This window comes from Finegoldia sp. BIOML-A2 (assembly GCF_009678315.1).
Taxonomy (GTDB): domain Bacteria; phylum Bacillota; class Clostridia; order Tissierellales; family Peptoniphilaceae; genus Finegoldia; species Finegoldia magna.
In genome coordinates, this window is the sequence record NZ_WKZE01000002.1 from 111,958 (window position 1) to 138,095 (window position 26,138).

Here is a 26,138-nt window from a genome sequence, read left to right on the forward strand (position 1 = left end):
AATGTTATGGTGACTAAATCAGATAATCGCATGAATTCATGAGGAAAGTCCGTGCACTATAGAGCGAGGATGCTGGATAACGTCCAGTGGGGGCGACCCTAAGGCTAGTGCAACAGAGATATACCGCCATTTATTGGTAAGGGTGGAAAGGTAGGGTAAGAGCCTACCAGCATAAAGGTGACTTTATGGCTATGTAAACCCCATTCAGTGCAAAATCAAATAGGATTAAAGACGGCTGCTCGTCGTCTCCGGTAGGTAGATTGCTTGAACTAATTGGTAACAATTAGTCTAGATAGATGATTATCAAATACAGAACACGGCTTATAGATTTGGTCATAAAAAAAAGATTGGTAGCAATACTGTTACCAATCTTTTTTTATTTTACAATTATATCGTCATTAAAAGAAATCATCATTACTGTACCTAAGTTTAGTTTTGAATTAACTGATATATCAGCACCGATAATATCAGCGTAGTTTTTAACAATTGACAGACCCAGTCCGTAACCATTTTCTTTTGTGTTTCTGCAATCATCAACTCTGTAAAATCTTTCGAAAATTTTCGGCTTATTTTCTTCACTAATACCTATTCCAGTATCTTTTACGGAGATAACAATTTTTCTGTTGATATGTCTAGCTCTTAATAATACTGAATCTTTTGTTTGACAAGCTTTAAGTGCATTAGATAATAAGTTGATAATTATATTAGCTAACTTTTCTTTGTCAGTATGGATATCCAAATCCTCTGATATTTCCATATCAAATAAAACTCCTGCTTTATCATATTGTGTTTTCATAGATTTAAATATTTCATGTAAAAATTCAGTTAGTTTAAAATCTGTAGGATTATATATAGTTTCTGGAGTTGATTTTTTAAATGTATTATTTAGCTGATTAATTAAGCTAGTCAATCTATCAATTTCTATAAGAAGAGTACTTACATTTTGTTCATTAGGTTCCATAATGCCGTCTTGAATCAATTCTAAATTTAACCTTAAATTAGTTAAAGGGGTTCTCAATTCATGACTAATATTTTGTGCATATTGTTTTCGATTAAATTCTTGAGATTTTAATGAATTTGCCATGTAATTGATATTTTGGGATAATTGATTTACTTCAACTATATTACTTTTTATAATTGGTAGAATGTAGTTTTGTTTTCTTATATTGACTGTAGCTTGAGTTAATTCTTCAATAGGATTAGTCACCTTTCTTGAAAGGAAAATTGATATTATCAAACTTGTAAAGTATGATAAAAATGTGGATAAAATTATTAATCTTAATAAGTTTGTTATGAATACTTCTCCTCTTTGTTTGAAATTATTATTAATCCTATAAATATATTTGATATGACCTATTTTTTTGTTGTTTTCATCGTATACATCTTTTACTATAGTGTTATAAAGTGGAGTTTTCTTAGCTAATTCGAATCCTTCTTTAAAAGAATATAATTCCTTATCGTTATTGTCATAAAAAATAACATCAAGATCTAACTCGCTCAAATACCACATGTACTTATCAATACTTTTTATGCTTAGTCCTTGTTGTTGATCTAAAAATAAGTTTTTAGTTAGCTGTTCAATTTTGTTTTGTCTGTTTAGTTCTTCATTGTTAACAAAATTTCTGAATGATAATTGAAAAATGAATACCGCAATAAATGACAATAACATGATAGGAAATATAATAGCTCTTAAAAACTCATATAATATTTCCGACTTAAGCTTCATCGTATACACCTAACTTATAGCCAACGCCATAAATTGTTTTAATATAACGAGGTTTTTTTGGATTATCTTCAATTTTATGTCTAATATTTTTAATGTGAGTATCTATAGCTCTGTCAAAAGCCTCATAATCATAACCAAAAGATAATTCTATTATTTCATCTCTAGTAAATATTTTATTGGGATTAGAGAATAAAGTTTTGATTATTTGAAATTCATTGCTAGTAAGATTTATGCTTTCTCCGTCTTTAATAAACGTGTTATCTTCAAAAGAAATACTTACACGTCCATTATCAAAATAAATTTTTTCGGATTTTGGGAGGCCAAGCTTTTCAACTCTTCTGAGAATTGTTTTTACTTTTTGAACTAATATTTTTAAACTGAAAGGTTTAGTAATATAATCGTCAGCTCCAAGTTTTAAACCCTCTAATATTTCAGATTCATCTACTTTAGCTGTAACCATGATTACTGGTGTTTCAGTTCTAGATCTAATTACTTCCATAACTTTTTCACCGCTAACTTTTGGCAACATTAAGTCTAAAATAATTAATGAATAATCTGTTGTATTAATCATAGTAATAGCTTCTTGTCCGTCAAATGCTTGATCAACTTCAAATCCTTCAACTTCTAAGTATTTTCTTTCTGCATTTGATATGTTTTTCTCATCTTCAACTATTAAAATTTTTATATCGGTTAAATTTTCTTTAAACAATTACAAAACCTCCATTTGGACTTAATATTTGTCCAGTCATAAATGAATTTTTATCTGATATTAAAAATTCTACAAGATTTGCAATATCTTCAGGTGTTCCAAGTCTTCCCATAGGGGTGTCTTCTATAACATAATCTAAATCATCTTTTGAGATATTATCTAACATAGGTGTATCTATAGCTCCAGGGGCAATAGCATTTATTTTAATGTTACTATATCCAAATTCTTTAGCTAAGGATTTTGTAAGCCCTATTATCGCAGCTTTTGTTGCTGAGTAACAAGATTCCATTGATCCGCCAATCATTCCCCAAATTGAAGTAATATTAATAATATTTCCTTCCTTTTTATCTAACATATCTTCCAATGCTAATTTGCACATATGATAGGTTCCATGCACATTAACATCAAACATATTATACCAATCATTAACTTTAATATCTTGAAATTGATCTACAATAGATATTCCTGCGTTGTTAATCAATATATCAACACATCTAAATTTATTTCTAATTGATTCGAACATTTTTTTGCATTCATCAAAATTTCTTAAATCACACTTATATGATATTGCATCTATGCCTTTATTTCTAATATTTTCAACGATTTCTTTAGCTTTATCTTCATTATTAAAATAGTGCACAACGATTCTATATTCTGGATGATTTTCTAACATTTTGCAAATTCCTTCTCCAATACCTCCGCTGGCGCCAGTTATTAAAATTGTCTTCATTTTTTCTCCTTTTAACTGATTATATTATAACATATAGGCAAATTAACAAGTCAAAATGTTTATGATATAATATTAAAACATGTTAAAATATATTAGAGTATAGGATTTGATAATAAGTGAGAGTTTTAGGAATTGATCCTGGTATAGCAATCGTTGGATATTCTATATTGGATTATGATAATAACAAAATAAAATGTCTTGAATATGGTTGCATAACAACAAGTTCAAAATCAACATTACCTGACAGATTATCATTTATTTACAACGAGATGAACAAAATTATCGATGAATTTCAACCTGAAGATTGCGCATTTGAAGAATTGTTTTTCAATAAAAATGTAAAGACAGCAATAACTGTATCTCAAGCAAGAGGAGTAGAAATTCTAAGCTGTATCAATAAGAATTTATGTCTTTATGAATATACGCCTCTTCAAATTAAACAAGCAGTTGTAGGATATGGAAGAGCTGATAAAAGACAAGTACAAGAAACTGTTAAAACAATTCTAAAATTTAACGATATACCTAAACCTGATGATGCTGCAGATGCTGTAGCTGTGGCTTTGTGTCACATTTTTGGAAGTAAATTTAAATATCTAAATGAAATGAAATAGGAGATAGTATGTATTCGTATATTATTGGAGTTATTACTGAAGTTCATGAAAATTACATAGTATTGGAAAACAACAAAATTGGTTATAAAATATTCATAACTGATTTTTTTAGGGATAATGTCAGTGCATTTGATGAATATAAAGTATATACTGAATTTGTCGAAAGAGAAGATGCAAGTATTTTGTACGGATTTTCATCTCAAAAAGAAAGAGACTTATTTAATTTGTTAACAGATGTAACATCTATTGGCCCAAAATATGCAATGAATATACTATCAACTATGACAGTTGATGAATGTAAAACCGCTATTATTACTGATGATATTAAACTTCTAACACAAGCACCTGGCGTTGGCAAAAAAACAGCATCGAGGATTATTTTAGAGCTAAAAGAAAAAATCGAAAAAGATTTTGCTCCATCAGAAAAATCTGTTAACAAAGAAGTGAAAAAATCAAGTGATTCAGAATTTGCAAGAGAAGCATTATTACAACTTGGTTATTTTAAAAATGATGTGGATGCATTTATCGAAAACACTGATATTTCTGGATTATCAATTGAAGATATAATGAAAAAAGCAATGAAAAGCTTGGACAGTAGTAGGTAGGTGAGAAAATGGAAGATAAAAACGATAGAATTGTTGGAGCATCTTTTACGAAAAGCGACGAAGATATTGATTTTAATTTAAGACCAAAATGGATGAGCGATTATATTGGTCAAGATAAAGTCAAGAAGAAATTGTCAATTTTTATTGAAGCTGCAAAGAATAGAAATGAACCATTGGATCACGCTCTATTATATGGACCACCTGGATTAGGTAAAACTACTTTAGCACACATTATAGCTAATGAAATGGGAGTTAACCTAAGGGTTACTAGTGGACCTGCAATCGAAAAGCCTTCTGATTTAGCAAGTATTCTTACAAATTTACAAAAAGATGATGTCTTGTTTATAGATGAAATACACAGAATTAATCGTTCTGTTGAAGAAATTTTGTATCCTGCAATGGAAGATTATGCTTTGGATATTATAGTGGGAAAAGGACCTTCTGCAAGAAGCTTACGAATAGATTTGGAGAAATTTACACTTATTGGTGCTACTACAAGATCAGGTCAATTGACAGGACCACTTCGTGATAGATTTGGTGTTCTATTAAACTTAGAGTTATATGATATAGAAAGTTTGAAGAAAATAGTTACTAGATCTGCGGGTGTTTTGGGAATAGGCATTGATGAAGAAGGTGCTATGGAAATAGCAAGGCGAAGTAGAGGCACTCCAAGAATCGCTAACAGGCTATTAAAAAGAGTTAGGGATTATGCAGAAGTAAGAGCAGACGGAACCATTACAAAGGAAATAAGTAATCGTGGTTTAAATTTGTTAGAAGTAGACAAATGTGGACTAGATTATGTTGATAGAAAAATAATAATGACAATGATTAATAATTTTGATGGTGGACCTGTTGGTGTTGATACAATTGCAGCGGCAACTGGTGAAGAAAGAATTACTATTGAAGATGTTTATGAACCTTATTTGTTGCAAATAGGATTCATCAATAGAACTTCAAGAGGAAGAATTGTCACAGATAAAGCGTACAAACATTTTAATATAGTTAGAAAGAGGTGATTTTATAAGATGAATACAGATGATTTTGATTACGAGTTAGATGAAAAATTTATCGCACAAACTCCATTAGATAAAAGAGATGAATCTAAGCTAATGGTTATGGATAGATTTAACGGAAATACAGAAATAAAAAAGTTTTATAATATTATAGATTATTTAAACCATGGTGATGTTTTAGTATGTAATAACACACGAGTTATTCCTGCTAGACTTTTTGGACACAGACCAGGAAAAGAAGAAAAAATTGAGGTTTTACTTCTACAACAAACAGAAGATAAGTGGGAATGTTTGGTAAAGCCTGGAAAGAAAATGAAATTAAGTCAAGTAATAGAATTTTCTGATAAAGTAAGCGCAAAAGTCGTAGACATTACAGAAGATGGATCTAGAATTTTAAAATTCGATTATGAAGGAATTTTTGAAGAACGATTAGATGAACTTGGAAATATGCCACTTCCTCCATATATTAAAGAAAAATTGGATGATAAAGAAAGGTATCAAACTGTTTATTCAAAACACAAAGGAAGTGCAGCAGCACCTACGGCAGGTCTTCATTTTACAAATGAACTTTTAGAAAAAATCAAAGAAAAAGGAATTTATGTAGTATTCTTAACATTACATGTAGGATTAGGAACATTCAGACCAGTTAAAGTAGATGATGTTAAAGATCATCATATGCATTCTGAATATTATACTATAAGTCAAGAAACCGTTGATATTATTAATCGACAAAAAAGTAAAGGACATAACATTATAGCAGTAGGAACTACAAGCGTAAGAACTTTAGAAACAGTTACACACAATAATAATTCAAAATTAGTAGCTGAAAGTGGCTGGACAGATATTTTTATCTATCCAGGCTTTGAATTTAATATCGTGGACAGCTTAATCACTAACTTCCATTTACCTAAGTCTACTTTAATGATGTTGGTTAGTGCTTTTTCAAAGAAAGAATACATTTTTGATGCTTATGAAAAAGCAAAGCAAAATGATTTTAGATTTTTTAGCTTTGGGGATGCTATGTTCATAAATGGAGGCAAGAATGTTTAAATTTACACTAGAGAAAAAATCGTCTCAATGCAAAGCTAGAACAGGCACTATAGAAACGAATCATGGTGTTATAAAAACACCTGTGTTTATGCCTGTAGGCACAAGAGCAACAGTTAAAGCAATGAACAATGATGAATTGAAATCTATTGGTTCTCAAATAATTCTATCTAACACATATCATTTATACTTAAAACCGGGTCAAGAAATTATCAGAAAAGCAGATGGCCTTCATAGATTCATGAATTGGGATAGACCAATTCTAACAGATAGTGGTGGATTTCAAGTTTTTAGTTTGAATAAGACAAGAAAAATTACTGAGGAAGGAGTTCAGTTTAGAAGCCATATTGATGGATCAAAACATTTTATTTCTCCCGAAAAGTCAATGGAAATTCAAAATGATTTGGGATCCGATATAATGATGGCTTTTGATGAATGTGTTCCTTATCCAGCAAGTTATGAATACACAGAAGACTCAATGAAAAGAACACTAAGATGGCTTAAAAGATGTAAAGATTATCATAAAAACACTGATAAGCAAAATCTTTTTGGGATTATTCAAGGTGGTATGTACAAAGATTTAAGAGAATATTCTGCTAAAAATACAATTGATTTTGATTTGCCAGGCTATGCTATAGGTGGATTATCCGTAGGCGAACCTAGAGATTTGATGATTGATTTATTAGATTTTACAACTGATTTTATGCCAGAAAATAAACCGAGATATTTAATGGGTGTTGGTACACCGGATTACTTATTCGAAGCAGTTGAACATGGTGTTGATATGTGTGATTGTGTTCTTCCTACTAGAATTGCTCGTAATGGTACAGCCTTAACTTCTAAAGGTAAATTAGTTGTAAAAAACGCAATATACAAAGATGATTTTTCTGCACTTGACGATAATTGCGATTGTTATGCTTGCAAAAACCATACTAGAGCATATATCAGACATTTACTAAATGTAGATGAAATCTTAGGCGCAAGATTATTGTCTATTCATAATTTGAGATTTTTAATCAAATTGATGGAAAATATTAGAAAATCTATAGAAGAAGATAGATACTTAGAATTCAAAGATGAATTCTATAGAAATTATGGTTATGATTATCACCAAAAATGTGATAATATTAAATAAGTAAATATTTAAGGAGGATTTTTATGCCAAAAATGTTAGCATCATTATTGCCTTTGATTGCACTTTTTGCTGTAATGTATTTTTTAATGATTCGTCCACAACAAAAACAACAAAAACAATTAATGGATATGAGAAACGCTATAAAAGTTGGAGACGAAGTAATTACAATTGGTGGAGTTAAGGGAACAATAGTTTCTGTAACTGATGATAGTGTCATCTTGGAAACTGCATCACAAAAAACAAGACTTGAATTTGTTAAAAATGCTATTGCATCAAATGTAAAAGCAGCAAAAGTAACAGAAAACAAAAAAGAAGATAATGAAGAAAAATAGAAATTGATTTATAGCTCAAACTTAAAATTTGAGCTATAAATCCATTTTTTTATTTGGAGAGAATGAATGAATAAATGGTTAATAAATAATAGAGGCAATAATTTTAGTGAGGTATCACAACGATATAATATTCATCCATTAATAGCAAAGATTTTATTAAATAGAAACATAACAGATTTCCAAACTTTTTTAAATCCTGATGCCGAAAATTCATATCATGATCCTTTTTTAATGAAAGATATGGATAAAGCGGTAGATATAATTATCAATGCTATTGAAAATGATCAAAACATAAGAATAGTTGGAGATTATGATCAAGATGGAAATTCGTCGACTATGACTTTATTAGATGGCCTTGGATATTTTACAGATAAACTTTCTTATGATATTCCTAATAGAATGATTGATGGATATGGGATTTCTTTTAGCATAATAGACAAATGTATTGAAGATAATATTGATTTAATAATAACATGTGATAATGGTATAAGTGCTATAGAACAATGTGATTATGCCAAACAAAATGGCTTAAAAATAATTGTAACTGATCATCACCAAACAATAAAACTTGATGGAAAAGAAATCATTCCAAATGCTGATGCAGTTATTAATCCCCAACAACAATCTTGTAATTATCCATTTAAAAGTTTATGTGGCGCAGGAGTTGCTTATAAATTAATTCAGGCTATAAATATCAAAAAAGGATACGGTATGTTAGAATGTGAAAATTTGCTCCAATATGTAGCAATGGGAACTGTGTGTGATATCGTAGATTTAAAGGACGAAAATAGATATTTTGTGACTAAAGGATTAGAAGAAATCAATAATACAGAGAATTACGGATTAAAATGCTTAATTGATATGACTGGAATTAAAAATGGAGTAAATGTTTACAGTTTAGGATTTATAATTGGTCCATGTATCAATGCTGCTGGAAGATTAGATACTGCAAAATTAGGCGTTGAACTATTTCGCGATGAAAATATGGATAATGTTGAGGCTTACGCTAAAATTTTAGTTGATCTCAATGAAAAAAGAAAAAAGTTAACAGAAGATGGATTTAATAAAGCTATTGAAATAATTGAAAACACAGGACTGATAAATGATGATATATTGATTTGTAATGTTGAAGGAATTCATGAAAGTGTTTGTGGAATCATAGCTGGAAGAATTAAAGAAAAATATAATAAACCAACGTTAATACTAACACAATCAGAAAATCAAGATGTTCTTAAAGGATCAGGAAGAAGTATTTCAGAGTATGATATATTCAAAGAATTTGATGAGTTTAGAGAATTGTTTGTATCATTTGGTGGTCATCCTATGGCGTGTGGATTATCAATTGAAGTAGATAAATTAGATGAGTTTAGAACTAAAGTTAATCAAAGAAGCAGACTTACCAAAGAGGACTTTGTAAAAAAAATCCTTATTGATTCAAGCTTTTATGTAGACAAGATAGATTTTGATTTGATAGAAGAAATCGATCGTCTTCGTCCTTTTGGCAAGGATAATCCTAGACCGATTTTGGGAGATAAAAATCTGGAAATAATCTTTGCTAGGATGATTGGAAAAAATAAGAATGTTTTGAAGTTGAAATTACTCAAAAATAATAAAACAATTGATTCAATTATGTTTTCAGAAGCTATAGAAAAATATAATTATTTATTAGAAAAATTCGGTGAAAATGTAATGATTCAACTTGAAAATAGTATTGCTTGTAATGCAAAAATAGATATTATATACTATCCTGAAATAAATGATTTTAATAATGTTAAGAATATTCAATTAAATTTAATCGATTTAAGATAAATGTTAACAATAATGCTCATGTTATGGTATAATTATAACAAAATAATTATTAGGAGGTAGCTTTATGCATTATGAACAATCGGATTTACAAAGTTTGATAAAATCTATAAAATCATATAATCCAAATACTGATGTAGATGAGATAACTAGAGCATATGGCTACATGGTTAGAGCTCATGAGGGACAATTTAGAAATTCTGGTGAGCCTTATGCAATTCATCCGATGGCTGTAGCTAAAATTTTGGCTTCTTTGAACATGGATGATGCAACTATTATAGCCGGGCTATTTCACGATGTCGTAGAGGATACAGAAATAACATACGAAGATTTAGAGTATTTATTTAGCAAAGAAATAGCTGACCTGGTCGATGGTGTTACAAAATTAAAACAAATTAAATTTAAAACTAAAAAAGATAATCAAGCAGAAAATTTAAAGAAAATGATCTTGGCAATGGCCAAAGACATCAGAGTTATAATAATTAAGTTGTCTGACAGGCTTCACAATATGAGAACTTTGGAATACATGACTCGCGAAAAGCAGATTGAAAAAGCCAATGAAGTTTTAGAAATTTATGCACCACTTGCTCACAGACTTGGTATGTCTACTATAAAATGGGAATTAGAAGATTTAAGCTTAAAGTATTTGGAACCAAATATTTATCAAGATATTGTAAATAAAATAAACGAAACTAGACAACAAAGAGAATCCCAAATACAAAATATTATAAGACAATTTCAAGATGAACTTGAAAAATATAATATAAAAGCGGAGATTTTTGGAAGGCCAAAAAGTGTTTTTTCAATATATAAAAAAATGTACAAAAAACATTTGGCTTTTGAAGAAATCAAAGACTTATCAGCCATCAGAGTTATAGTAAATAAAGAAAGTGAATGCTATGATGTTTTAGGAATTGCTCATAGATTTTTCAGGCCAATCCCTGATACTTTTAAAGATTATATTGCAACTCCAAAACCTAATATGTATCAATCTTTACACACTACAATATTGGCTCATGACGGAAGAACTTATGAGATACAAATTAGAACTTGGGAAATGCATAAAACTTCTGAATATGGTATTGCTGCTCATTGGAAGTACAAAGAAGGTACTTCTAATAAAAAATCTAAATATGATAGCAAATTAGCTTGGCTTAGAGAAATAATGGATTGGCAAAAAGATTATACCGATTCAAAAGAATTCATGGATTTATTCAAAGAAGAATTCGCTAATGACGAAGTTTTTGTTTATTCACCAAAAGGTGATGTAATGGATTTGCCATCTGGCTCAACACCGATCGATTTTGCTTACAAAGTTCATTCTGCAGTTGGAAACAAATGTGTTGGTGCAAAGGTGGACGGTAAAATTGTACCTTTAACATACAAATTAAAAACAGGAAATGTTGTTGAAATTCTTACAAATCCAAATTCAGGACCTTCAAGAGACTGGCTTAAAATTGTAAAATCTTCACAAGCTAAAACAAAAATTAAACAATGGTTTAAAAAGGAACAAAGAACCGAAAATATCGTTTCTGGAAGAGATATGCTTGAAAAAGAAGTCGCAAAAATGGGATATAGTTTCAATGAGTTACTGAAAAGAGAATGGCTTGAAGAAATTGCAAGTAAATTAAGTTTTTCATCTATTGATGATTTGTACGCAGCTATTGGTTACGGATCCACAAGGGTTACACAAGTTATTCCTAAACTTAAGGAATACCACAAAGACTATTATGAAACAGACCAAGTTGTCAATAAACCAAACCATGTCGATTTTGTTAATGAAGAGCCAAAAGAAAGTGGAGTTGTAATTGATGGAATTGATAATGTAGATATAAAGCTGGCTAAATGTTGCAATCCTATTCCAGGTGACGAAATAGTCGGCTACATTACTAGAGGTAGAGGAATTAGCGTTCATAGAAGAGATTGTTCTAATGTAAAATCAGTAAATGAGAAAGATAGATTAATCACTGTTAGATGGGGCAATAATTTAAAAAATCATAATTATCAAGTTGAACTTCAAATAATATCTTTTAGTAATGTCGGTTATTTGGCTGATTTAACTAAAGTTATTAGTGAATGTAAACTAAACATTAAAACATTTAACACAAGAATAAATAAAGACAAAACAGTAACGATTAATATAATATTAGAAATTAGTTCTAGTTCTCAAATAGATACAGTAATTGCAAGAATTAAAAACATAAAAGGAACGATAGACGTTTTTAGGGTGAATTCATAATGAAATTATTAGTTCAAAGAGTTAATAAAGCAAAAGTTGAAATAGATGGTTCAACAAAAAGTGAAATTAAAGATGGTTTTTTAATACTACTAGGAATTCATAGTGAAGATAATGAAGCAGATATTGATTATTGCATCAGAAAACTTGTTAATTTAAGAATATTTTCTGATGAAGAAGATAAGCTTAATCTTTCAATTAAAGATTTAAATTATGAAATTTTACTTGTCTCTCAGTTTACATTGTATGCAAGTATTAGAAAAGGGAATAGACCATCATTTGATAAATGTGCCAAAGGAGAACTCGCCAGAGATCTATACCAAAAGTTTATTGAAAAGTTAAATAAAGAAAACGTACCTTTTCAAACTGGGGAATTTGGCGCTGATATGAAGGTATCACTTACAAATGATGGACCAGTTACGATAATTATAGATAGTAGGAGTGAATGATGACATTAGACAAAATAGTTACTACAAAATATGGAGAAAACATGTACATTTTATCAGAAAATAATAAATGTTTTGTTGTTGATCCAGGTGCACAAGCTGATGATATTTGTGAATATATTAAAAATCGTAATTTAGAAATACAATTTATATTGATTACACATGGACATTTTGATCATATATTTGCAGCTGAAGAATTAAAAAATAAGCTAAATACAGTTATTTACGCTCCAGAAAAAGAAAAAGATTTACTTGAAGATCCTGAAAAAAATTATACAAGAAAAGTTGGAAATCCAATTACTTTAAAAGCAGATTATTATGTAAAAGAAGGAGACACGATTGAGTTTAATGACTCTAAAATATCAGTTTTAGAAACTCCAGGTCATACTTATGGCTCTAGCTGCTATATTTACAAGGATGTAATGTTTTCAGGAGATATGTTGTTCAAGAATTCAATAGGTAGATATGATTTGCCAACTGCAAGTTTTGAAGACATTCAAAATAGTGTAGAAAAGTTAAAACTTTTAAATAATGATATAAAAGTTTATCCTGGACACGGACCAGAAACTAATATTGGTGACGAAAAGAAATACAATCCATATTTTAGATAAAATTTAGGAGAATTATGAAGAATTTAGAAAAAAATTACAATCCAAAAGATTTTGAAGATAAAATATATAAAATTTGGGAAAATGAAGGTTACTTCAAAGGCGTTATTGATAATGATAAAAAACCATTTACAATTGTAATGCCACCACCAAATGTAACAGGTAATTTACACCTAGGTCATGCGTTAAATAACACTATACAAGATATTTTGATTAGAAAAAATAGAATGGATGGATATAGTGCTCTTTGGGTTCCAGGAACAGACCATGCTAGTATTGCAACTGAAGCAAAAGTTGTAAGTAAATTAAAAGAAGAAGGAAAATCCAAAGAATCTTTAGGCAGAGATGGATTTTTGGAAGCATCTTGGGACTGGACACGTGAATACGGTGGAAATATCAAAAATCAATTAAAAAAATTAGGTGTATCTTGTGATTGGAGTAGAGAAGCTTTTACTCTTGATGACAATTTAACAGAAGCAGTAGAAGAAGTATTTATAAAAATGTACAATGATGATTTGATTTATCAAGGTGACAGAATTGTAAATTGGTGTCCAAATTGTCATACTGCAATAAGCGACATAGAAGTTGTCCACGAAGATGAATCGGGACATTTTTGGAATATTAGATATAAATTCAAGGATTCTGATGATTATATTGTAATAGCTACTACTAGACCAGAAACATTATTGGGTGATTTGGCAGTCGCTGTAAATCCAGATGATGAAAGATATACTGACATTGTTGGAAAAACTTTGATATTACCATTAGTTAATAGAGAAATTAAAGTTATTGCTGATAGCTATGTGGATATGGAATTTGGAACTGGAATTGTTAAGATTACTCCTTCACATGATCCTAATGACTTTGAAGTAGGTGCAAGACATGAGCTAGGTCAATGTGTTGTAATTGATGAGGATGCAAAGATTGTTGAAGGATATGGTAAATATTCTAGATTAGATAGATATGAAGCAAGAAAATTAATTATCGAAGATTTGGAAAAAATCGGACAACTAGATTCAGTAAAAGAACATGAACATGCTGTAGGTCATTGTGAAAGATGCCATACTACTGTTGAGCCATTAATCAGTAAACAATGGTTTGTTAAGATGGATAAGTTAGCAAAATTAGCTTTAGACGCTTATAAAAATGAAGAAATTAGATTTATTCCAAAAAGATTCGAAAAAGTTTATGTAAATTGGTTAGAAAACATTAGAGATTGGTGTATTTCTCGCCAATTATGGTGGGGACATAGACTTCCGGTTTATTACCATAATGAAACAGGTGAAGTTGTAGTTGCAAGAAAAAATCCAGACCCTGAAAAATATACTCAAGATCCAGACACTTTGGATACATGGTTTTCATCTGCGTTATGGCCATTTTCAACATTAGGTTGGCCAAACGAAACAGAAGATTTGAAATATTTCTTCCCTACAAATGTGTTAGTTACTGGATACGATATTATTTTCTTCTGGGTAATTAGAATGGTATTCTCTTCACTTTATAATTTGGGGGAAGTTCCTTTCAAAGATGTTTACTTGACAGGATTAGTTAAAGACTCTCAAGGAAGAAAAATGTCAAAATCTTTGGGAAATGGTATTGATCCGATAGAAGTTATAGATCAATATGGAGCTGATGCTTTAAGATTTGCATTAATTACTGGTAATACTCCAGGAAATGATTCAAGATTCTACATGGAAAAAGTTGAAGCTAATAGAAATTTCTGTAATAAATTATGGAACGCATCTCGATTTGTTTTCATGAATGTAGAAGATGATGTAAAAAATATAGATGATGTTGAATTACAAATTGAAGATAAGTGGATTATATCTAGTTTAAATGATGTAATTGATGAAGTATCTACTAATTTAAATAAATACGAAATTGGTATAGCAGCTGAAAAAATATATGATTTTACTTGGAATGTATTCTGCGATTGGTACATTGAACTAGTTAAACCAAGACTTTATGGGGACGATTCTATTTTAAAAGAATCTGCAATCTCAGTTTTGATTTATACATTGACTAATGTAATAAAATTATTACATCCATTTATGCCATATATCACAGAAGAAATTTATAGCTATCTTCCAAATAAAAATGATATGTTAATTAATGAAACATGGCCAAAATATTCTGAAACAAAATCATATAAAAACGAAGAACAAATTATTGACAAGTTAGTTGAATCTGTAATTAGTATTAGAAATTCTAGACAAGAAATGAATATTGCACCTAAAAAACAATCTGATATATATATATTGACATCTGATAAGAGTTTGGAAGACGATTTTAAACAACTAGAGTCACTATTTAGATCAAGTGTTTCTATTAACGAATATAAGGTTAACGAAGATATATCAGAAGATAATAATATAGTAATTGTTAAAGATTCCTATAAGATTATCATTCCTTTGAATGATTTAATCGATTATTCTAAAGAATTAGAAAGACTAGAAAAAGAATTAAATACTGCTAAATCGGAATTAAAGAGAGCAGAATCAAAACTAAAAAATGAAGGATTCTTAAAAGGTGCTCCTGAAGCCCTTGTAGAAAAAGAAAAAGAAAAAGTCGAAAAATATTCACATTTAATCGACGATATTAATAATTCTATTAGTTCTATTAAGGAAAATATGTAATGAAATTCGAAATCATATTTGATTTTGTTTTGATTATGGTGTTGGTCAGCGTACAATATACTTTAAATAAAATTTTATTATCATTAAAGAAGATTGAAAAAAAGATAGATGAGAATATAATTAATACAAATACAGGGGTGAATAATGAAAGAAGAAATATTATTAAGTGAACAACAAATTAAAGAAAAAGTTAAAGAATTAGGTGCTCAAATTACCAAAGATTACAAAGATAAAAATTTATGTGTAGTATCTCTTCTTAGAGGAAGTTTTATGTTCATGTCTGATTTGGTTAGACAGATAGATATGCCAATTTGTATTGATTTTATGACTACATCTTCTTATGAAGACGCTGAAAAATCAACAGGTAAAGTAAAAATTCTTACTGATGTAAGAGAAAATTTAGAAAACTATGATGTGTTAATAGTTGATGACATTATTGATTCTGGAAATACAATCGTAAATACTTTGGAATATATTAAACAAAAAAATCCAAAAAGTGTTAAAACATGTGTATTGCTCGATAAACCAAGCAGAAGACAAGTTGAGTATAACGCTGATTACGTTGGTTTTGAAATTGATGATGTTTTTATAGTTGGTTATGGTTTGAACTATAAATCATCATATCGAAATATACCTTACATTTTCATTTGGAATCAAGATGTATAAAGAATTTGCGTATATTTATGATAAATTAACTTTTGATATTGATTATGAAGAGTATTCTGAAGTTATCAAAAAAGAATTAAAAAAATTAGACATAAAACCAAAATCTATTCTTGAGTTAGGAATCGGTAGTGGAAATATGACAAAATACTTCTATAACGCCTCAATTAATTATACTGGAGTGGATCTTAGTAAAGAAATGTTGAAAATTTGTGCAGATAAATTTCCTAATATCAGTATTATTAATGAGGATTTATGTCAATTAGAATTAACAAAAAATTATGATTTTATTTTTTCTACTTTAGATACAATAAACTATATACTAGACTCAGAAAAACTACAGAATTTGTTCTCAAATATTAATGTAAATTGTACAGGAGTGTTTATGTTTGATGTAAACACTCCTTATAAGCTAATAGAAGTAATGGGTAACAATCACTTTGTGTATGAATATGATGATATTTTTTATACTTGGGTTAATCAATATTATGAAGAAGATAATTTGATAGATTTTTATATTGACTTTTTTTTGAAAAATCAGGATAATTCTTATCAAAGGATTAGAGAAACTCAAACAGAAAAAGTTTATAGTTTGGATGCACTAAGATTTATGTTGTACAATAGTGGATTTAATACTGTTAAAATAATAGATTTTGATACAGGTAAAACTCTTAATAATTGTACCCAACGTGCATTATTTATATGTTATTAAGTAACGATAATTATTTCGTTGTATATTTTTATTGTGTATGTTATATTAGTATAGTAAATGAAAACTACGTTAAATATTGGAGGAAATATGACAAAAGGAACTGTAAAATGGTTTAATGCTACAAAAGGATTCGGATTTATCTCAACAGAAGATCATGGAGATATATTTGTGCATTATACTGCATTGGAAGATAACGGAGAATATAGAAAACTAGAAGAAAATCAAGAAGTTGAATTCGATATCGCCGATGGACCTAGAGGTCTTCAAGCTTGTAATGTAAAAAAATTATAATAAAATATTATTAATATGCCCCTTTTTAGGGGGTTTTTTATTTGGAGGTTATATGATAAATAAATTATATATTGCTACCGATTCTACAGAATCATTTAGATTTATAATTGTAGATTCTACGGAGTTAGTACAATCAGTAAAAAATATTCATAATACATCAGCAACAGCATCCGCTGCGTTGGGAAGATTAAGTACAATGGCTTCAATTATGAGTCACGAATTAAAAAATGACAAACACAATATTACATTAAATTTACAAGGAAACGGACCAGGTGGAATGTTAATTTCTACAGTTAACGGTAGAGGAGAGGTAAAGAGTTATGTAAGTCATCCAGAAGTTGATTTGACATCAAAATCTAATAAAAAATTGGATGTTGGTAATTTTGTAGGAAATGATGGTCTACTTACTGTTATAAAAGATTTTAAATTAAAGGAACCTTATATAGGTCAAACTAGTTTAGTTAGTGGTGAAATAGCTGAAGATTTAAGTAATTACTTCTATCAATCTGATCAAAGACCAACAGTTGTGGCTTTAGGTGTCTTGGTAGATACTGATTTATCGATAAAAAGCGCTGGAGGATTATTTATTCAAGCATTGCCAGGATATGATGAATCATTAATTGATAAATTGGAAAAAGATATTAATAATTTCCCACCAATTTCTTCTCTATTTGTAAATCATGAAAATCCTTTTGACGTTTTAAATCAATTTTTTGCAGACTTTGATTTAAAATTATTGGGTGAAAAAGAAGTAAAATATTTATGTGATTGCAATAGAGATAGAGTTGAAAAATCTTTGATTTCATTGGGAAAGGAAACGTTAAATGAATTGATTGAAGAGGATGGAAAGGCTGAATTAGTATGTGATTTTTGCCATGAAAAATACAATTTTACTAAAGAAGACTTGATAAAATTAAGGGATAATATATAAAGGATGGTGTTAATTGAAAACTAGAAATCTTACTGAAGGTAATATTTATAAGGAATTAATAAGCTTATCATTACCGATTATGGCAACATCTTTTATACAGATGAGTTATAATCTGATGGACTTATTTTGGTTGGGAAGATTGTCTATAGAAGCAGTAGCTGCGGCTGGAACTGTAGGGTTTTTTGGATGGTTGAGTTATGCGATATGTATGATGCTAAGCGTAGGTGTACAAATATCTGTAGCAGATTGCATTGGTAAAAAGGATATGGATTCTGTACAAAAATACATATCTAATGCGATAAAATTTGCCTTAATAGTTGGATTTGTATTTATTTTATTAATGGTTTTATTTAAAGTACAAATAATACATTTCTTTAATCTGGATGAATCGGTCACAAAACTAGCTTTTGAATATTACGGATTCTTTGTAGCTTCAATATTTTTCAACTTTATAAATCCAGTTCTAACTGGAATTTTAAATGGACAAGGTGAAAGTAAAATTCCTTTTATAATAAACACAATTGCTTTGGGAATTAATATAGTGTTAGACCCTGTTTTGATATTTGGATTTGGATTTATAAAACCAATGGGAATAAAAGGGGCTGCTCTTGCAACTTTCATAGCTCAAATGTCCGCATGTATCATGTTTATGATAGTTAGATTTGAATATTTTAAATATTTGAAGGAAAAAATGCATTTAATTTATGCAAAGAGACTTTTTGATTTAGGATTTCCTATAGCCCTCCAAGAATGCCTTTTTGCGACGTTTTCTATAATAATGGCTGCTATTATAGCTCATTGGGGAAAAGAAGCTATAGCTGCACAAAAAATAGGCAATCAAATAGAATCTATTACATGGTTAACTGTAGGTGGATTCAGTGTTGCATTATCTACCTTTATTGCTCAAAATAATGGAGCGAAAAACTATTCCAGAGTAATGGAAGGTTATAAAAAAGGAATGAAAATATGTGTAGGTATAGGAATATTCACAACTATATTCTTATTCACTTTTGCTCCTCAATTATTTAAGCTATTTATTCCAGATGATCCTGATACTTTAAATATAGGGGTAGTGTATTTAAGAATATTATCAATTTCTGAAATATTTATGTGTGTAGAAATAGCTACTACTGGATTTTTGAATGGAATTTCATTAACTAAGTATCCTTCTATAAACGGAATTATATTTAATTTCATCAGAATTCCATTGTCCCTTTTGGTTATGTATAATAACTTGAGAATTGAATGGATATGGGTAATTATATCTTCACTTGTTATATGTAAGGGAATTAGCTTGTTTATTGTATTTTACAGAAAAGTGTACAAAAATAAATTAAAATATCTATTGGATTAAAAAAACTAGGATTGATTATTATATCAATCCTAGTTTTATATTATCTGTGATTTAAAGCGAACTCAAATAATTTATTGATAAATTTATTAAATACTATGTCAAACTCTCCAATTGTAGCTAGCATTTCGGTGCCAAATCTTTTCTTAAATTCATATAGTCCGGCTTCATGGTCTACTACATTATCTTCTGGAGTATAACCTGATACTCCTCCGAAATCATACGATGTGCATCCTTTTTCTATAGCTCTTTTCATCATAGTCCATTGCATTAAATAATTTGGACTTAAATCTCTAAAATCATTTGAAGATGCTCCGTAAAGATAGTATGATTTTTTGCCACAAAAAGTTAGTAATGCTCCTGATAATACAATTTCATCAACACCATTTTCGATGTATCCATTCATTTGCTCGATTAAATCTTTACATCTTTTTCTTCTATTATCTAATACATCTAGTTCCTTTAAAAAATTATTCTTTTTCTCTTCTGTTATATCCTTTTCTAATTTATTTTTAGTTTTGAGTTCTTGTTTATCTATTTGATCCAATTCATCTTCATTGGATTTCTTTACACTTGAAGGTATAAGTTTAGTTAGATACAGTTCACAATCATTATCTGGAGCTAAAACATCATATAAATTCTCGAAATATTCATGACTTCTGTGATTGAATTCATCTCTTTTAGCTGTAATTTCCATTAATTTTGAAAACTTAAATAATTCATTCTTGTCGCATCTTTTACATACAAGTCCATTTTTTAAAGATTTTTTTACAACACTTTTAGTTCTAGATTGAAAAGAATTCATAACTTCTTTTTCAGATTTATCTATATCAGTTATCATATAATATCTAGGTTGATTATATTCTAACCCTTTTTTTAAACCATGATGATAACATCCAAGTTCTTTTAAGTAGTCAATTAATCCATCAATTTCCACAGAAACTTGAGGGTCAAATTTCAAAGAAAAAACATTGTTTTGTTTGCAAAAATCCTTTAAAATTTGGATTGTTGATTTTAAATCATCTTTATTTTCATAGTCAATCACAGGTCCTTTTGGAGCATAAGCAAAATAATAGGGAAGAACCGGGAGTTTTCTCAATAAAATTAAACAGGCACCAACAAGTTTGCCATCTTTTTTTATTCCAATATTTTTTCCAATCCATCCTTTTTTTACAAATTGCCATTTATATATTTGATTTAATTCTCCATATTTATGGTTTTTAACAAAATTATCATGTTCTTCACTACTAAGTGTAATCATTTCGTAAGCCATTTTATCACTTCCTTAACTTCATACATTATACCATAAATTGTTCCCATAATAAGTTATTAGAAATCAAAAAAAGATAGAGTAAACATAGTTACTCTATCTAATAAAACTAATTATTTTAATTTTTCTCTTGCTGCTGCTTGAGCTGCTGCTAATCTTGCGATTGGAACTCTGTATGGGGAACAAGATACATAATCTAATCCAATTCTGTGACAGAATTCAACACTTTCAGGATCTCCACCATGTTCACCGCAAATACCTACGTGTAAATCAGGATTTGAAGATTTACCTCTTTCAATAGCAATTTTGATTAGCTGACCAACACCTTCTTGGTCTAATCTTTCAAATGGACTTCTTGAATAGATTTTCTTTTCTTTATATTCTGATAAGAACTTACCAGCATCATCTCTTGAGAAACCGAATGACATTTGAGTTAAGTCATTTGTACCAAAACTGAAGAAGTCAGCTTCTTCGGCAATTTCATCAGCCATTAAACAAGCTCTTGGTATTTCAATCATAGTACCAATTTCATAATCTAATTTTTGATTTGTTTCTTCAAATACTTGATTGATTTCTTCAATTATTTGATCCTTAACGTATTTTAATTCTCTCTTTTCTCCAACAAGCGGAATCATAATTTGAGGAACTATTTCATGTGAAGTTTCTTCTTTAACTTTTAGAGCAGCGCTAATAATTGCTCTTGCTTGCATTCTATAAATTTCTGGATAAGTTACAGCTAGTCTACAACCTCTGTGTCCAAGCATTGGGTTTACTTCGTGAAGTTCTAAAATAATATCATTTACTTCATCATAAGTTAAATCCATTTCTTTCGCTAATTCTTCAATATCATGTTTTTCTTTTGGTAAGAATTCATGAAGTGGTGGATCTAAAAGTCTAATAGTAACTGATAAATCTCCCATTTCTTTGTAAATGTTGTAAAAGTCTTCTTCTTGGAAAGGTCTTAATTTATCAAGAGCTTTTTGTCTTCTTTCGGTAGTGTTTGAGAGAATCATTTGTCTAACGATTGGAATTCTTTCTTCGTTGAAGAACATGTGCTCAGTTCTTGTTAATCCAATTCCTTCAGCACCAAATTCTTTTGCTTGATGTGCATCTTTTGGAGTATCTGCATTAGTTTTTACACCTAATCTTTTAATTTCATCAACCCATTGCATAAATTGGGCAAAGTTACCAGTAAGTTCTGGACTTACCTTAGAAATTTCTCCTTTATAAACATATCCAGTGCTACCATCTAATGAAATCAAATCTCCTTCTTTGATTTCGATGTTTTTACCTCTGATTACTTTGTTTTCTTCGTCTACTCTTATTTCACTAGCACCTGCTACACAACATGCACCCATTCCACGTGCAACTACTGCAGCGTGAGATGTCATACCTCCTCTGGCAGTTAATATACCTTCAGCTTTAATCATACCTTCAATATCTTCAGGAGATGTTTCTTGACGAACTAATATTGATTTAATGCCTTTAGATGCAGCTGTTTTACAATCTTCAGCACTAAAATAAACGTGACCACTAGCAGCTCCAGGTGAAGCAGCTAAACCTTTTGTAATAACTTCAGCATTTTCTAATTCTTTTTGATCAAAAGTAGGGTGTAGGAGTTGATTTAAACTATTTGGTTCGATTCTTAAAATAGCTTCTTCTTTTGAAATTAAACCTTCATTTACTTGATCTACTGCGACATTTAGTGCGCTGATAGCCGTTCTTTTTCCGTTTCTAGTTTGAAGTAAATATAATTTAGAATTTTCAATTGTGAATTCCAAATCTTGCATATCTCTGTAGTGTTCTTCTAATCTTTTAGTTATAGAATGGAATTGTTCATACACTTCAGGCATAACGTCTTGTAATTGACTGATTGGTTGAGGAGTTCTTATACCAGCAACAACATCTTCACCTTGTGCATTCATTAAGAATTCACCAAATAATTTGTTTTCACCTGTTGCAGGGTTTCTTGAGAATGCAACACCTGTTCCAGATGTATTTCCCATGTTACCGAATACCATTGATTGAATGTTTACTGCAGTACCTAATTTATCATCGATGCCGTTTAATTGTCTATAAATTTTGGCTCTAGGATTATTCCAAGATCTAAAAACTGCTTCTATTGCATATCTCAATTGATCGATAGGGTCTTGTGGAAAATCTTCGCCCATTTCTTCTTTGTAGATTTGTTTGAATTTTTCAACAATTTTCTTTAAATCTTCGCTATCAAGATCTGTATCATCTGTAACGTTTTTTTCTTCTTTCACTTTATCTAATTCGTTTTCAAATAATACTTTAGGAATTTCTCTTGCAACATCTGAAAACATTTGAATAAATCTTCTATAAGAATCATAAGCAAATCTTTCGTTATTAGTTGATTTGGCTAAACCGATAACAGATTTATCATTTAAACCTAGGTTTAAGATTGTGTCCATCATACCTGGCATAGATATTACAGCGCCAGAACGAACAGAAAATAGTAGAGGATTTTCTTCATCGGAAAATTTCTTGTTTAATTCTTTTTCTGTTTCTTCAATATGAGATTTGATTTCTTCAAATAATCCATCCCATAATTTTTCATCTTCTTGATAAAATTTGTTACAAGCTTCAGTAGTAATAGTAAATCCTGTTGGAACAGGTATATCCATATTAGTCATTTCGGCTAAGTTGGCACCTTTTCCACCAAGAAGGCTTCGCATGTCTTTATTACCTTCTTTAAAACTGTAAACATATTTTTCTGTCATTTAAAAAACTCCTTTTTAATCATTCATTTTTTTTAGATGTCTGATAATAACTTCTGCCGTTTCTTCAATTGCTCTGTCAGAAACGTTTATAATAGGACATCCGATTTTCTTCATTACCTTCTCAGCATAATCTAATTCGTCAAGTATTCTACCCAAATCAGAGTATGTACTTTCAGTTGGCAATCCCATAGATTTTAGTCTTTCTTTTCTGATTTTGTTTAGCTTATCAGGAGAGTTAGTAAGACCGATGACTCTTTTTGGTTCGATTTCAAAAAGTTCCTTTGGGACTGGTGACTCTGGTACAAGTGGAATGTTGCAAACTTTGTAATGCTTATTTGCAAGATACATAGATAATGGTGTTTTCGAAGTTCTAGAAACACCAATAATTGTTATATCAGCTCTAGCGACTCCTCTTGGATCTTTTCCATCATCATATCTTACAGCAAATTCAATTGCATCAATTCTTCTAAAATAATGTTCGTCAAGTTTACGTAATGCACCTGGATTTGTTGCCGGAGATCGTTTGGTTAGCCTTTGGATGGCTACAATTGATGGAGTTAAAATATCTACCGATATGAGATTATTCATATCACAAAATTTCTTTAAACTATCAATTAAACTTTCTTCAACTAAACTATAATATATGATAATATTATCCATTTCTAAGCATTTTTGTAATGTAGAATTAAGATGCTCGATAGATCGGATATGTCCAAATAAGTGAAATTTAGCATTTTCACAAGTAATATCAAATTGAGCTAAAGCGGCTCTTGCTATTTGATCACCTGTGTCCCCGGTAGAATCGGATAAAACTACCAGATTAATATTTTCCATAATTCACCCCTTTATTTGTATCATCAATTTAATTATACATCATTTTTTACAATTTTAAAGCAAATCTTTGTTATTTTATTTAAAATTATCACAAATTTAATTAAGTATAGATTATAGAAAAAGTATAATTTAATATAAATGTTTACTAGTGTTGTGTATTTATGATATCATTCTAGGTACAGAAATAATTAATAGAAGGTGATAAATTGAAAGATGATTTACAAAAAGATGAAGACAATAAAACTAGTCAAGTAAATAATGAGTCTTCAAAAAATAATAGTATTTATAAACTGAAAGAATCACAAAAATCACACTCATGGATTTGGGTTGTATCAATTCTTTTAGGTATTTATATATTGGTTTCAATATTTTTTAGCTTCATGACTTATCCTAACGCGAAAATTAATGGTGAAAATTTAGGTGTAAGAAAAATTTCTGATGTTAAAAATATTTTTGATGAACAAACCACATCAATTATCGGAAGAGATAATAAAACTGTTGAATTGAATAATTCACAAGCTGGTTTAAAACAAGTTGCTTTGGAAAATCAAACCTATGTGCAACATGGTTTTTTGTGGCCAGTAGAACTTATAAAAGGAATAGAAACAGATGTAAAAGTTAAGAAAAGTGTAGATTCTGATAAATTAAAAGAAACCTTAAAAAATAGTGAGTTATTTAAAAATATCAAAGAACCTAAAAACGCCCAATTGATTTTTGAAAACAAAAAAGCAATAATCAAACCTGAAGAATTAGGTAATAAGCTTGATTTGGATAAAGTTTGTGAATCCGTAATAAAAGGATTTAATGAACACAAGGATGAAATCAAATTATCTTCAGAATATATTAATCCTCAAGTTACAAAAAAATCATTGGAGCCAAACAAAAAAGAACTTGAAAATATTGCAAAAGCTTCTATTACCTTAAAATTGCCAAACGGAGAATCACAAAAAATAGAAGATAATTCTATATTTTTAGATGAGAATTATAAGTTTGAAGATAAAAAGGTTAGAATTTTTGTAGATGATTTAAAAGAAAAATTTGAAGTTGTTGGAAAAGATTTTGATTTTACAACTCATAATGGTAAATCTATTAAAGTTAAAGCAAAAGTTTTTGGAAATGAAATTAACAAAAAACAAACTGTAGCTTTAATTACTGATGCTTTGAAAAATGGGAAAACTATAGATAGTGATTTAGTTTATAGTAGAAGAAGTCGTAATAATGGAGTTTTAGGAAAGAGTTATATTGAAATAAGCTTGGGATCACAACATCTGTGGTATTTTAAAGATGGTAAACTAGTATTAGACACACCTGTTGTTACAGGAGATCCATCAATTGACCACGAAACACCAACAGGATTATTTGAAATTTGGTCAAAAGAAACTGATAGATTTTTAAGAGGATTTAATCCAGACGGATCAAAATATAAAGTTCATGTAGATTATTGGATGCAAATTGACTATACTGGTGTAGGAATTCACGATACAAAGGGAAGGGCCGCCTACGGTGGACAAATCTTTAATGGTGCTGGAAGTCATGGTTGTATAAATACTCCTATAAATCATGTTCGTACAATTTTCAATTCGGCTGAAAATGGAATGCCAGTTGTAATCTATTAAAAATTAGTCGATTATTTTATAATAGTCGACTTTTTTTATTGTAAAAAAATAAATATTAATGGTATTCTATATGTAAAGAAAAGGGG

23 protein-coding genes and 1 other RNA gene are annotated in these 26,138 nt (G+C 29.5%); 18 read left to right on the forward strand and 6 right to left on the reverse strand.

Annotation, left to right across the window (positions count from 1 at the left end; all coding sequences use genetic code 11):
* Window positions 1-10 precede the first annotated feature (10 nt).
* Window positions 11-340: RNase P RNA component class A (gene rnpB, locus GKF99_RS02575), an RNA gene on the forward strand.
* Between the two features lie 36 nt (window positions 341-376).
* Here rnpB and GKF99_RS02580 read toward each other — a convergent pair.
* From GKF99_RS02580 to fabG, 3 genes are read right to left on the reverse strand one after another with little or no spacing between them, the layout of a single operon-like run.
* Window positions 377-1,726: a HAMP domain-containing sensor histidine kinase gene (locus GKF99_RS02580; protein WP_154272603.1), complete on the reverse strand. Its 1,350-nt coding sequence runs from the start codon at window positions 1,724-1,726 to the stop codon at window positions 377-379.
* The gene (locus GKF99_RS02585; protein ID WP_094207175.1) at window positions 1,716-2,435 is read right to left on the reverse strand and encodes a response regulator transcription factor; all 720 of its coding nucleotides are present in this window, start codon (window positions 2,433-2,435) and stop codon (window positions 1,716-1,718) included. Before GKF99_RS02585 ends, GKF99_RS02580 begins: the two co-directional genes overlap by 11 nt.
* The gene (gene fabG / locus GKF99_RS02590; protein ID WP_094207174.1) at window positions 2,428-3,165 is read right to left on the reverse strand and encodes a 3-oxoacyl-ACP reductase FabG; all 738 of its coding nucleotides are present in this window, start codon (window positions 3,163-3,165) and stop codon (window positions 2,428-2,430) included. Before fabG ends, GKF99_RS02585 begins: the two co-directional genes overlap by 8 nt.
* Window positions 3,166-3,281: 116 nt before the next feature.
* Here fabG and ruvC point away from each other — a divergent pair, with 116 nt between their 5' ends.
* From ruvC to GKF99_RS02675, 16 genes are all read left to right on the forward strand, one after another.
* Window positions 3,282-3,776 (forward strand): crossover junction endodeoxyribonuclease RuvC, encoded by a 495-nt coding sequence (gene ruvC / locus GKF99_RS02595; protein WP_094207173.1) that lies wholly within the window; start codon window positions 3,282-3,284, stop codon window positions 3,774-3,776.
* A gap of 8 nt (window positions 3,777-3,784) precedes the next feature.
* Window positions 3,785-4,381 (forward strand): Holliday junction branch migration protein RuvA, encoded by a 597-nt coding sequence (gene ruvA / locus GKF99_RS02600; protein ID WP_094207172.1) that lies wholly within the window; start codon window positions 3,785-3,787, stop codon window positions 4,379-4,381.
* An 8-nt stretch (window positions 4,382-4,389) separates the two neighbouring features.
* Entirely contained in the window at window positions 4,390-5,397 is a 1,008-nt protein-coding gene (gene ruvB, locus GKF99_RS02605; RefSeq protein ID WP_094205723.1) for a Holliday junction branch migration DNA helicase RuvB, read from the forward strand.
* A 9-nt stretch (window positions 5,398-5,406) separates the two neighbouring features.
* A complete protein-coding gene (gene queA / locus GKF99_RS02610; RefSeq protein WP_154272604.1) occupies window positions 5,407-6,444 on the forward strand; it encodes a tRNA preQ1(34) S-adenosylmethionine ribosyltransferase-isomerase QueA in 1,038 nt (345 codons plus the stop codon).
* Window positions 6,437-7,576 (forward strand): tRNA guanosine(34) transglycosylase Tgt, encoded by a 1,140-nt coding sequence (gene tgt, locus GKF99_RS02615; protein WP_154272605.1) that lies wholly within the window; start codon window positions 6,437-6,439, stop codon window positions 7,574-7,576. The genes queA and tgt overlap by 8 nt, the downstream gene beginning before the upstream one ends.
* Window positions 7,577-7,599: 23 nt before the next feature.
* Window positions 7,600-7,908: a preprotein translocase subunit YajC gene (gene yajC, locus GKF99_RS02620; protein WP_094205720.1), complete on the forward strand. Its 309-nt coding sequence runs from the start codon at window positions 7,600-7,602 to the stop codon at window positions 7,906-7,908.
* A gap of 66 nt (window positions 7,909-7,974) precedes the next feature.
* Window positions 7,975-9,717, forward strand: coding sequence for a single-stranded-DNA-specific exonuclease RecJ (gene recJ, locus GKF99_RS02625; protein WP_094207168.1), 1,743 nt, complete (start codon window positions 7,975-7,977; stop codon window positions 9,715-9,717).
* A 64-nt stretch (window positions 9,718-9,781) separates the two neighbouring features.
* Window positions 9,782-11,953, forward strand: a complete 2,172-nt coding sequence (locus tag GKF99_RS02630; RefSeq protein ID WP_154272606.1) for a bifunctional (p)ppGpp synthetase/guanosine-3',5'-bis(diphosphate) 3'-pyrophosphohydrolase — start codon at window positions 9,782-9,784, stop codon at window positions 11,951-11,953.
* Window positions 11,953-12,399, forward strand: coding sequence for a D-aminoacyl-tRNA deacylase (dtd, locus tag GKF99_RS02635; protein WP_154272607.1), 447 nt, complete (start codon window positions 11,953-11,955; stop codon window positions 12,397-12,399). Before GKF99_RS02630 ends, dtd begins: the two co-directional genes overlap by 1 nt.
* Window positions 12,396-13,007 (forward strand): MBL fold metallo-hydrolase, encoded by a 612-nt coding sequence (locus tag GKF99_RS02640; RefSeq protein ID WP_241673561.1) that lies wholly within the window; start codon window positions 12,396-12,398, stop codon window positions 13,005-13,007. The genes dtd and GKF99_RS02640 overlap by 4 nt, the downstream gene beginning before the upstream one ends.
* Before the next feature lie 14 nt (window positions 13,008-13,021).
* Window positions 13,022-15,640, forward strand: a complete 2,619-nt coding sequence (locus tag GKF99_RS02645) for a valine--tRNA ligase (RefSeq protein ID WP_154272609.1) — start codon at window positions 13,022-13,024, stop codon at window positions 15,638-15,640.
* Window positions 15,641-15,784: 144 nt separating this feature from the next.
* Window positions 15,785-16,306 (forward strand): hypoxanthine phosphoribosyltransferase, encoded by a 522-nt coding sequence (gene hpt, locus GKF99_RS02655; RefSeq protein WP_002836478.1) that lies wholly within the window; start codon window positions 15,785-15,787, stop codon window positions 16,304-16,306.
* Window positions 16,299-17,015, forward strand: coding sequence for a class I SAM-dependent methyltransferase (locus tag GKF99_RS02660; protein ID WP_094207163.1), 717 nt, complete (start codon window positions 16,299-16,301; stop codon window positions 17,013-17,015). The genes hpt and GKF99_RS02660 overlap by 8 nt, the downstream gene beginning before the upstream one ends.
* A gap of 87 nt (window positions 17,016-17,102) precedes the next feature.
* The gene (locus GKF99_RS02665) at window positions 17,103-17,306 is read left to right on the forward strand and encodes a cold-shock protein (protein WP_094207162.1); all 204 of its coding nucleotides are present in this window, start codon (window positions 17,103-17,105) and stop codon (window positions 17,304-17,306) included.
* Window positions 17,307-17,358: 52 nt separating this feature from the next.
* Window positions 17,359-18,237: an Hsp33 family molecular chaperone HslO gene (gene hslO / locus GKF99_RS02670; protein WP_154272610.1), complete on the forward strand. Its 879-nt coding sequence runs from the start codon at window positions 17,359-17,361 to the stop codon at window positions 18,235-18,237.
* A gap of 13 nt (window positions 18,238-18,250) precedes the next feature.
* Window positions 18,251-19,591 (forward strand): MATE family efflux transporter, encoded by a 1,341-nt coding sequence (locus GKF99_RS02675; protein WP_154271100.1) that lies wholly within the window; start codon window positions 18,251-18,253, stop codon window positions 19,589-19,591.
* Window positions 19,592-19,631: 40 nt separating this feature from the next.
* Here GKF99_RS02675 and GKF99_RS02680 read toward each other — a convergent pair whose 3' ends face one another.
* The 3 genes from GKF99_RS02680 to GKF99_RS02690 all read right to left on the reverse strand — a co-directional run bounded on the left by GKF99_RS02680 (window position 19,632) and on the right by GKF99_RS02690 (window position 24,436).
* A complete protein-coding gene (locus GKF99_RS02680; RefSeq protein ID WP_094207159.1) occupies window positions 19,632-20,861 on the reverse strand; it encodes a peptidoglycan bridge formation glycyltransferase FemA/FemB family protein in 1,230 nt (409 codons plus the stop codon).
* Window positions 20,862-20,971: 110 nt separating this feature from the next.
* Complete coding sequence (ppdK, locus tag GKF99_RS02685) at window positions 20,972-23,602, reverse strand: pyruvate, phosphate dikinase (protein WP_094207158.1); 2,631 nt, start codon at window positions 23,600-23,602, stop codon at window positions 20,972-20,974.
* A gap of 15 nt (window positions 23,603-23,617) precedes the next feature.
* Window positions 23,618-24,436 carry a pyruvate, water dikinase regulatory protein gene (locus GKF99_RS02690; RefSeq protein ID WP_094205708.1) on the reverse strand — a complete coding sequence of 273 codons (819 nt, stop codon included), beginning with the start codon at window positions 24,434-24,436 and terminating at the stop codon, window positions 23,618-23,620.
* Between the two features lie 206 nt (window positions 24,437-24,642).
* Here GKF99_RS02690 and GKF99_RS02695 point away from each other — a divergent pair, with 206 nt between their 5' ends.
* Window positions 24,643-26,052: a L,D-transpeptidase family protein gene (locus GKF99_RS02695; protein WP_094207156.1), complete on the forward strand. Its 1,410-nt coding sequence runs from the start codon at window positions 24,643-24,645 to the stop codon at window positions 26,050-26,052.
* Window positions 26,053-26,138: the final 86 nt, after the last annotated feature.

What these genes read in the sequence shown, in the direction of transcription:
- GKF99_RS02580 (WP_154272603.1), bottom strand. Translation starts at nt 1,726, where the DNA reads ATGAAGCTTAAGTCGGAAATATTATATGAGTTTTTAAGAGCTATTATA.
- fabG (WP_094207174.1), bottom strand. Translation starts at nt 3,165, where the DNA reads ATGAAGACAATTTTAATAACTGGCGCCAGCGGAGGTATTGGAGAAGGA.
- ruvA (WP_094207172.1), top strand. Translation starts at nt 3,785, where the DNA reads ATGTATTCGTATATTATTGGAGTTATTACTGAAGTTCATGAAAATTAC.
- ruvB (WP_094205723.1), top strand. Translation starts at nt 4,390, where the DNA reads ATGGAAGATAAAAACGATAGAATTGTTGGAGCATCTTTTACGAAAAGC.
- queA (WP_154272604.1), top strand. Translation starts at nt 5,407, where the DNA reads ATGAATACAGATGATTTTGATTACGAGTTAGATGAAAAATTTATCGCA.
- tgt (WP_154272605.1), top strand. Translation starts at nt 6,437, where the DNA reads ATGTTTAAATTTACACTAGAGAAAAAATCGTCTCAATGCAAAGCTAGA.
- yajC (WP_094205720.1), top strand. Translation starts at nt 7,600, where the DNA reads ATGCCAAAAATGTTAGCATCATTATTGCCTTTGATTGCACTTTTTGCT.
- recJ (WP_094207168.1), top strand. Translation starts at nt 7,975, where the DNA reads ATGAATAAATGGTTAATAAATAATAGAGGCAATAATTTTAGTGAGGTA.
- GKF99_RS02630 (WP_154272606.1), top strand. Translation starts at nt 9,782, where the DNA reads ATGCATTATGAACAATCGGATTTACAAAGTTTGATAAAATCTATAAAA.
- dtd (WP_154272607.1), top strand. Translation starts at nt 11,953, where the DNA reads ATGAAATTATTAGTTCAAAGAGTTAATAAAGCAAAAGTTGAAATAGAT.
- GKF99_RS02640 (WP_241673561.1), top strand. Translation starts at nt 12,396, where the DNA reads ATGATGACATTAGACAAAATAGTTACTACAAAATATGGAGAAAACATG.
- GKF99_RS02645 (WP_154272609.1), top strand. Translation starts at nt 13,022, where the DNA reads ATGAAGAATTTAGAAAAAAATTACAATCCAAAAGATTTTGAAGATAAA.
- hpt (WP_002836478.1), top strand. Translation starts at nt 15,785, where the DNA reads ATGAAAGAAGAAATATTATTAAGTGAACAACAAATTAAAGAAAAAGTT.
- GKF99_RS02660 (WP_094207163.1), top strand. Translation starts at nt 16,299, where the DNA reads ATGTATAAAGAATTTGCGTATATTTATGATAAATTAACTTTTGATATT.
- GKF99_RS02665 (WP_094207162.1), top strand. Translation starts at nt 17,103, where the DNA reads ATGACAAAAGGAACTGTAAAATGGTTTAATGCTACAAAAGGATTCGGA.
- hslO (WP_154272610.1), top strand. Translation starts at nt 17,359, where the DNA reads ATGATAAATAAATTATATATTGCTACCGATTCTACAGAATCATTTAGA.
- GKF99_RS02680 (WP_094207159.1), bottom strand. Translation starts at nt 20,861, where the DNA reads ATGGCTTACGAAATGATTACACTTAGTAGTGAAGAACATGATAATTTT.
- ppdK (WP_094207158.1), bottom strand. Translation starts at nt 23,602, where the DNA reads ATGACAGAAAAATATGTTTACAGTTTTAAAGAAGGTAATAAAGACATG.
- GKF99_RS02690 (WP_094205708.1), bottom strand. Translation starts at nt 24,436, where the DNA reads ATGGAAAATATTAATCTGGTAGTTTTATCCGATTCTACCGGGGACACA.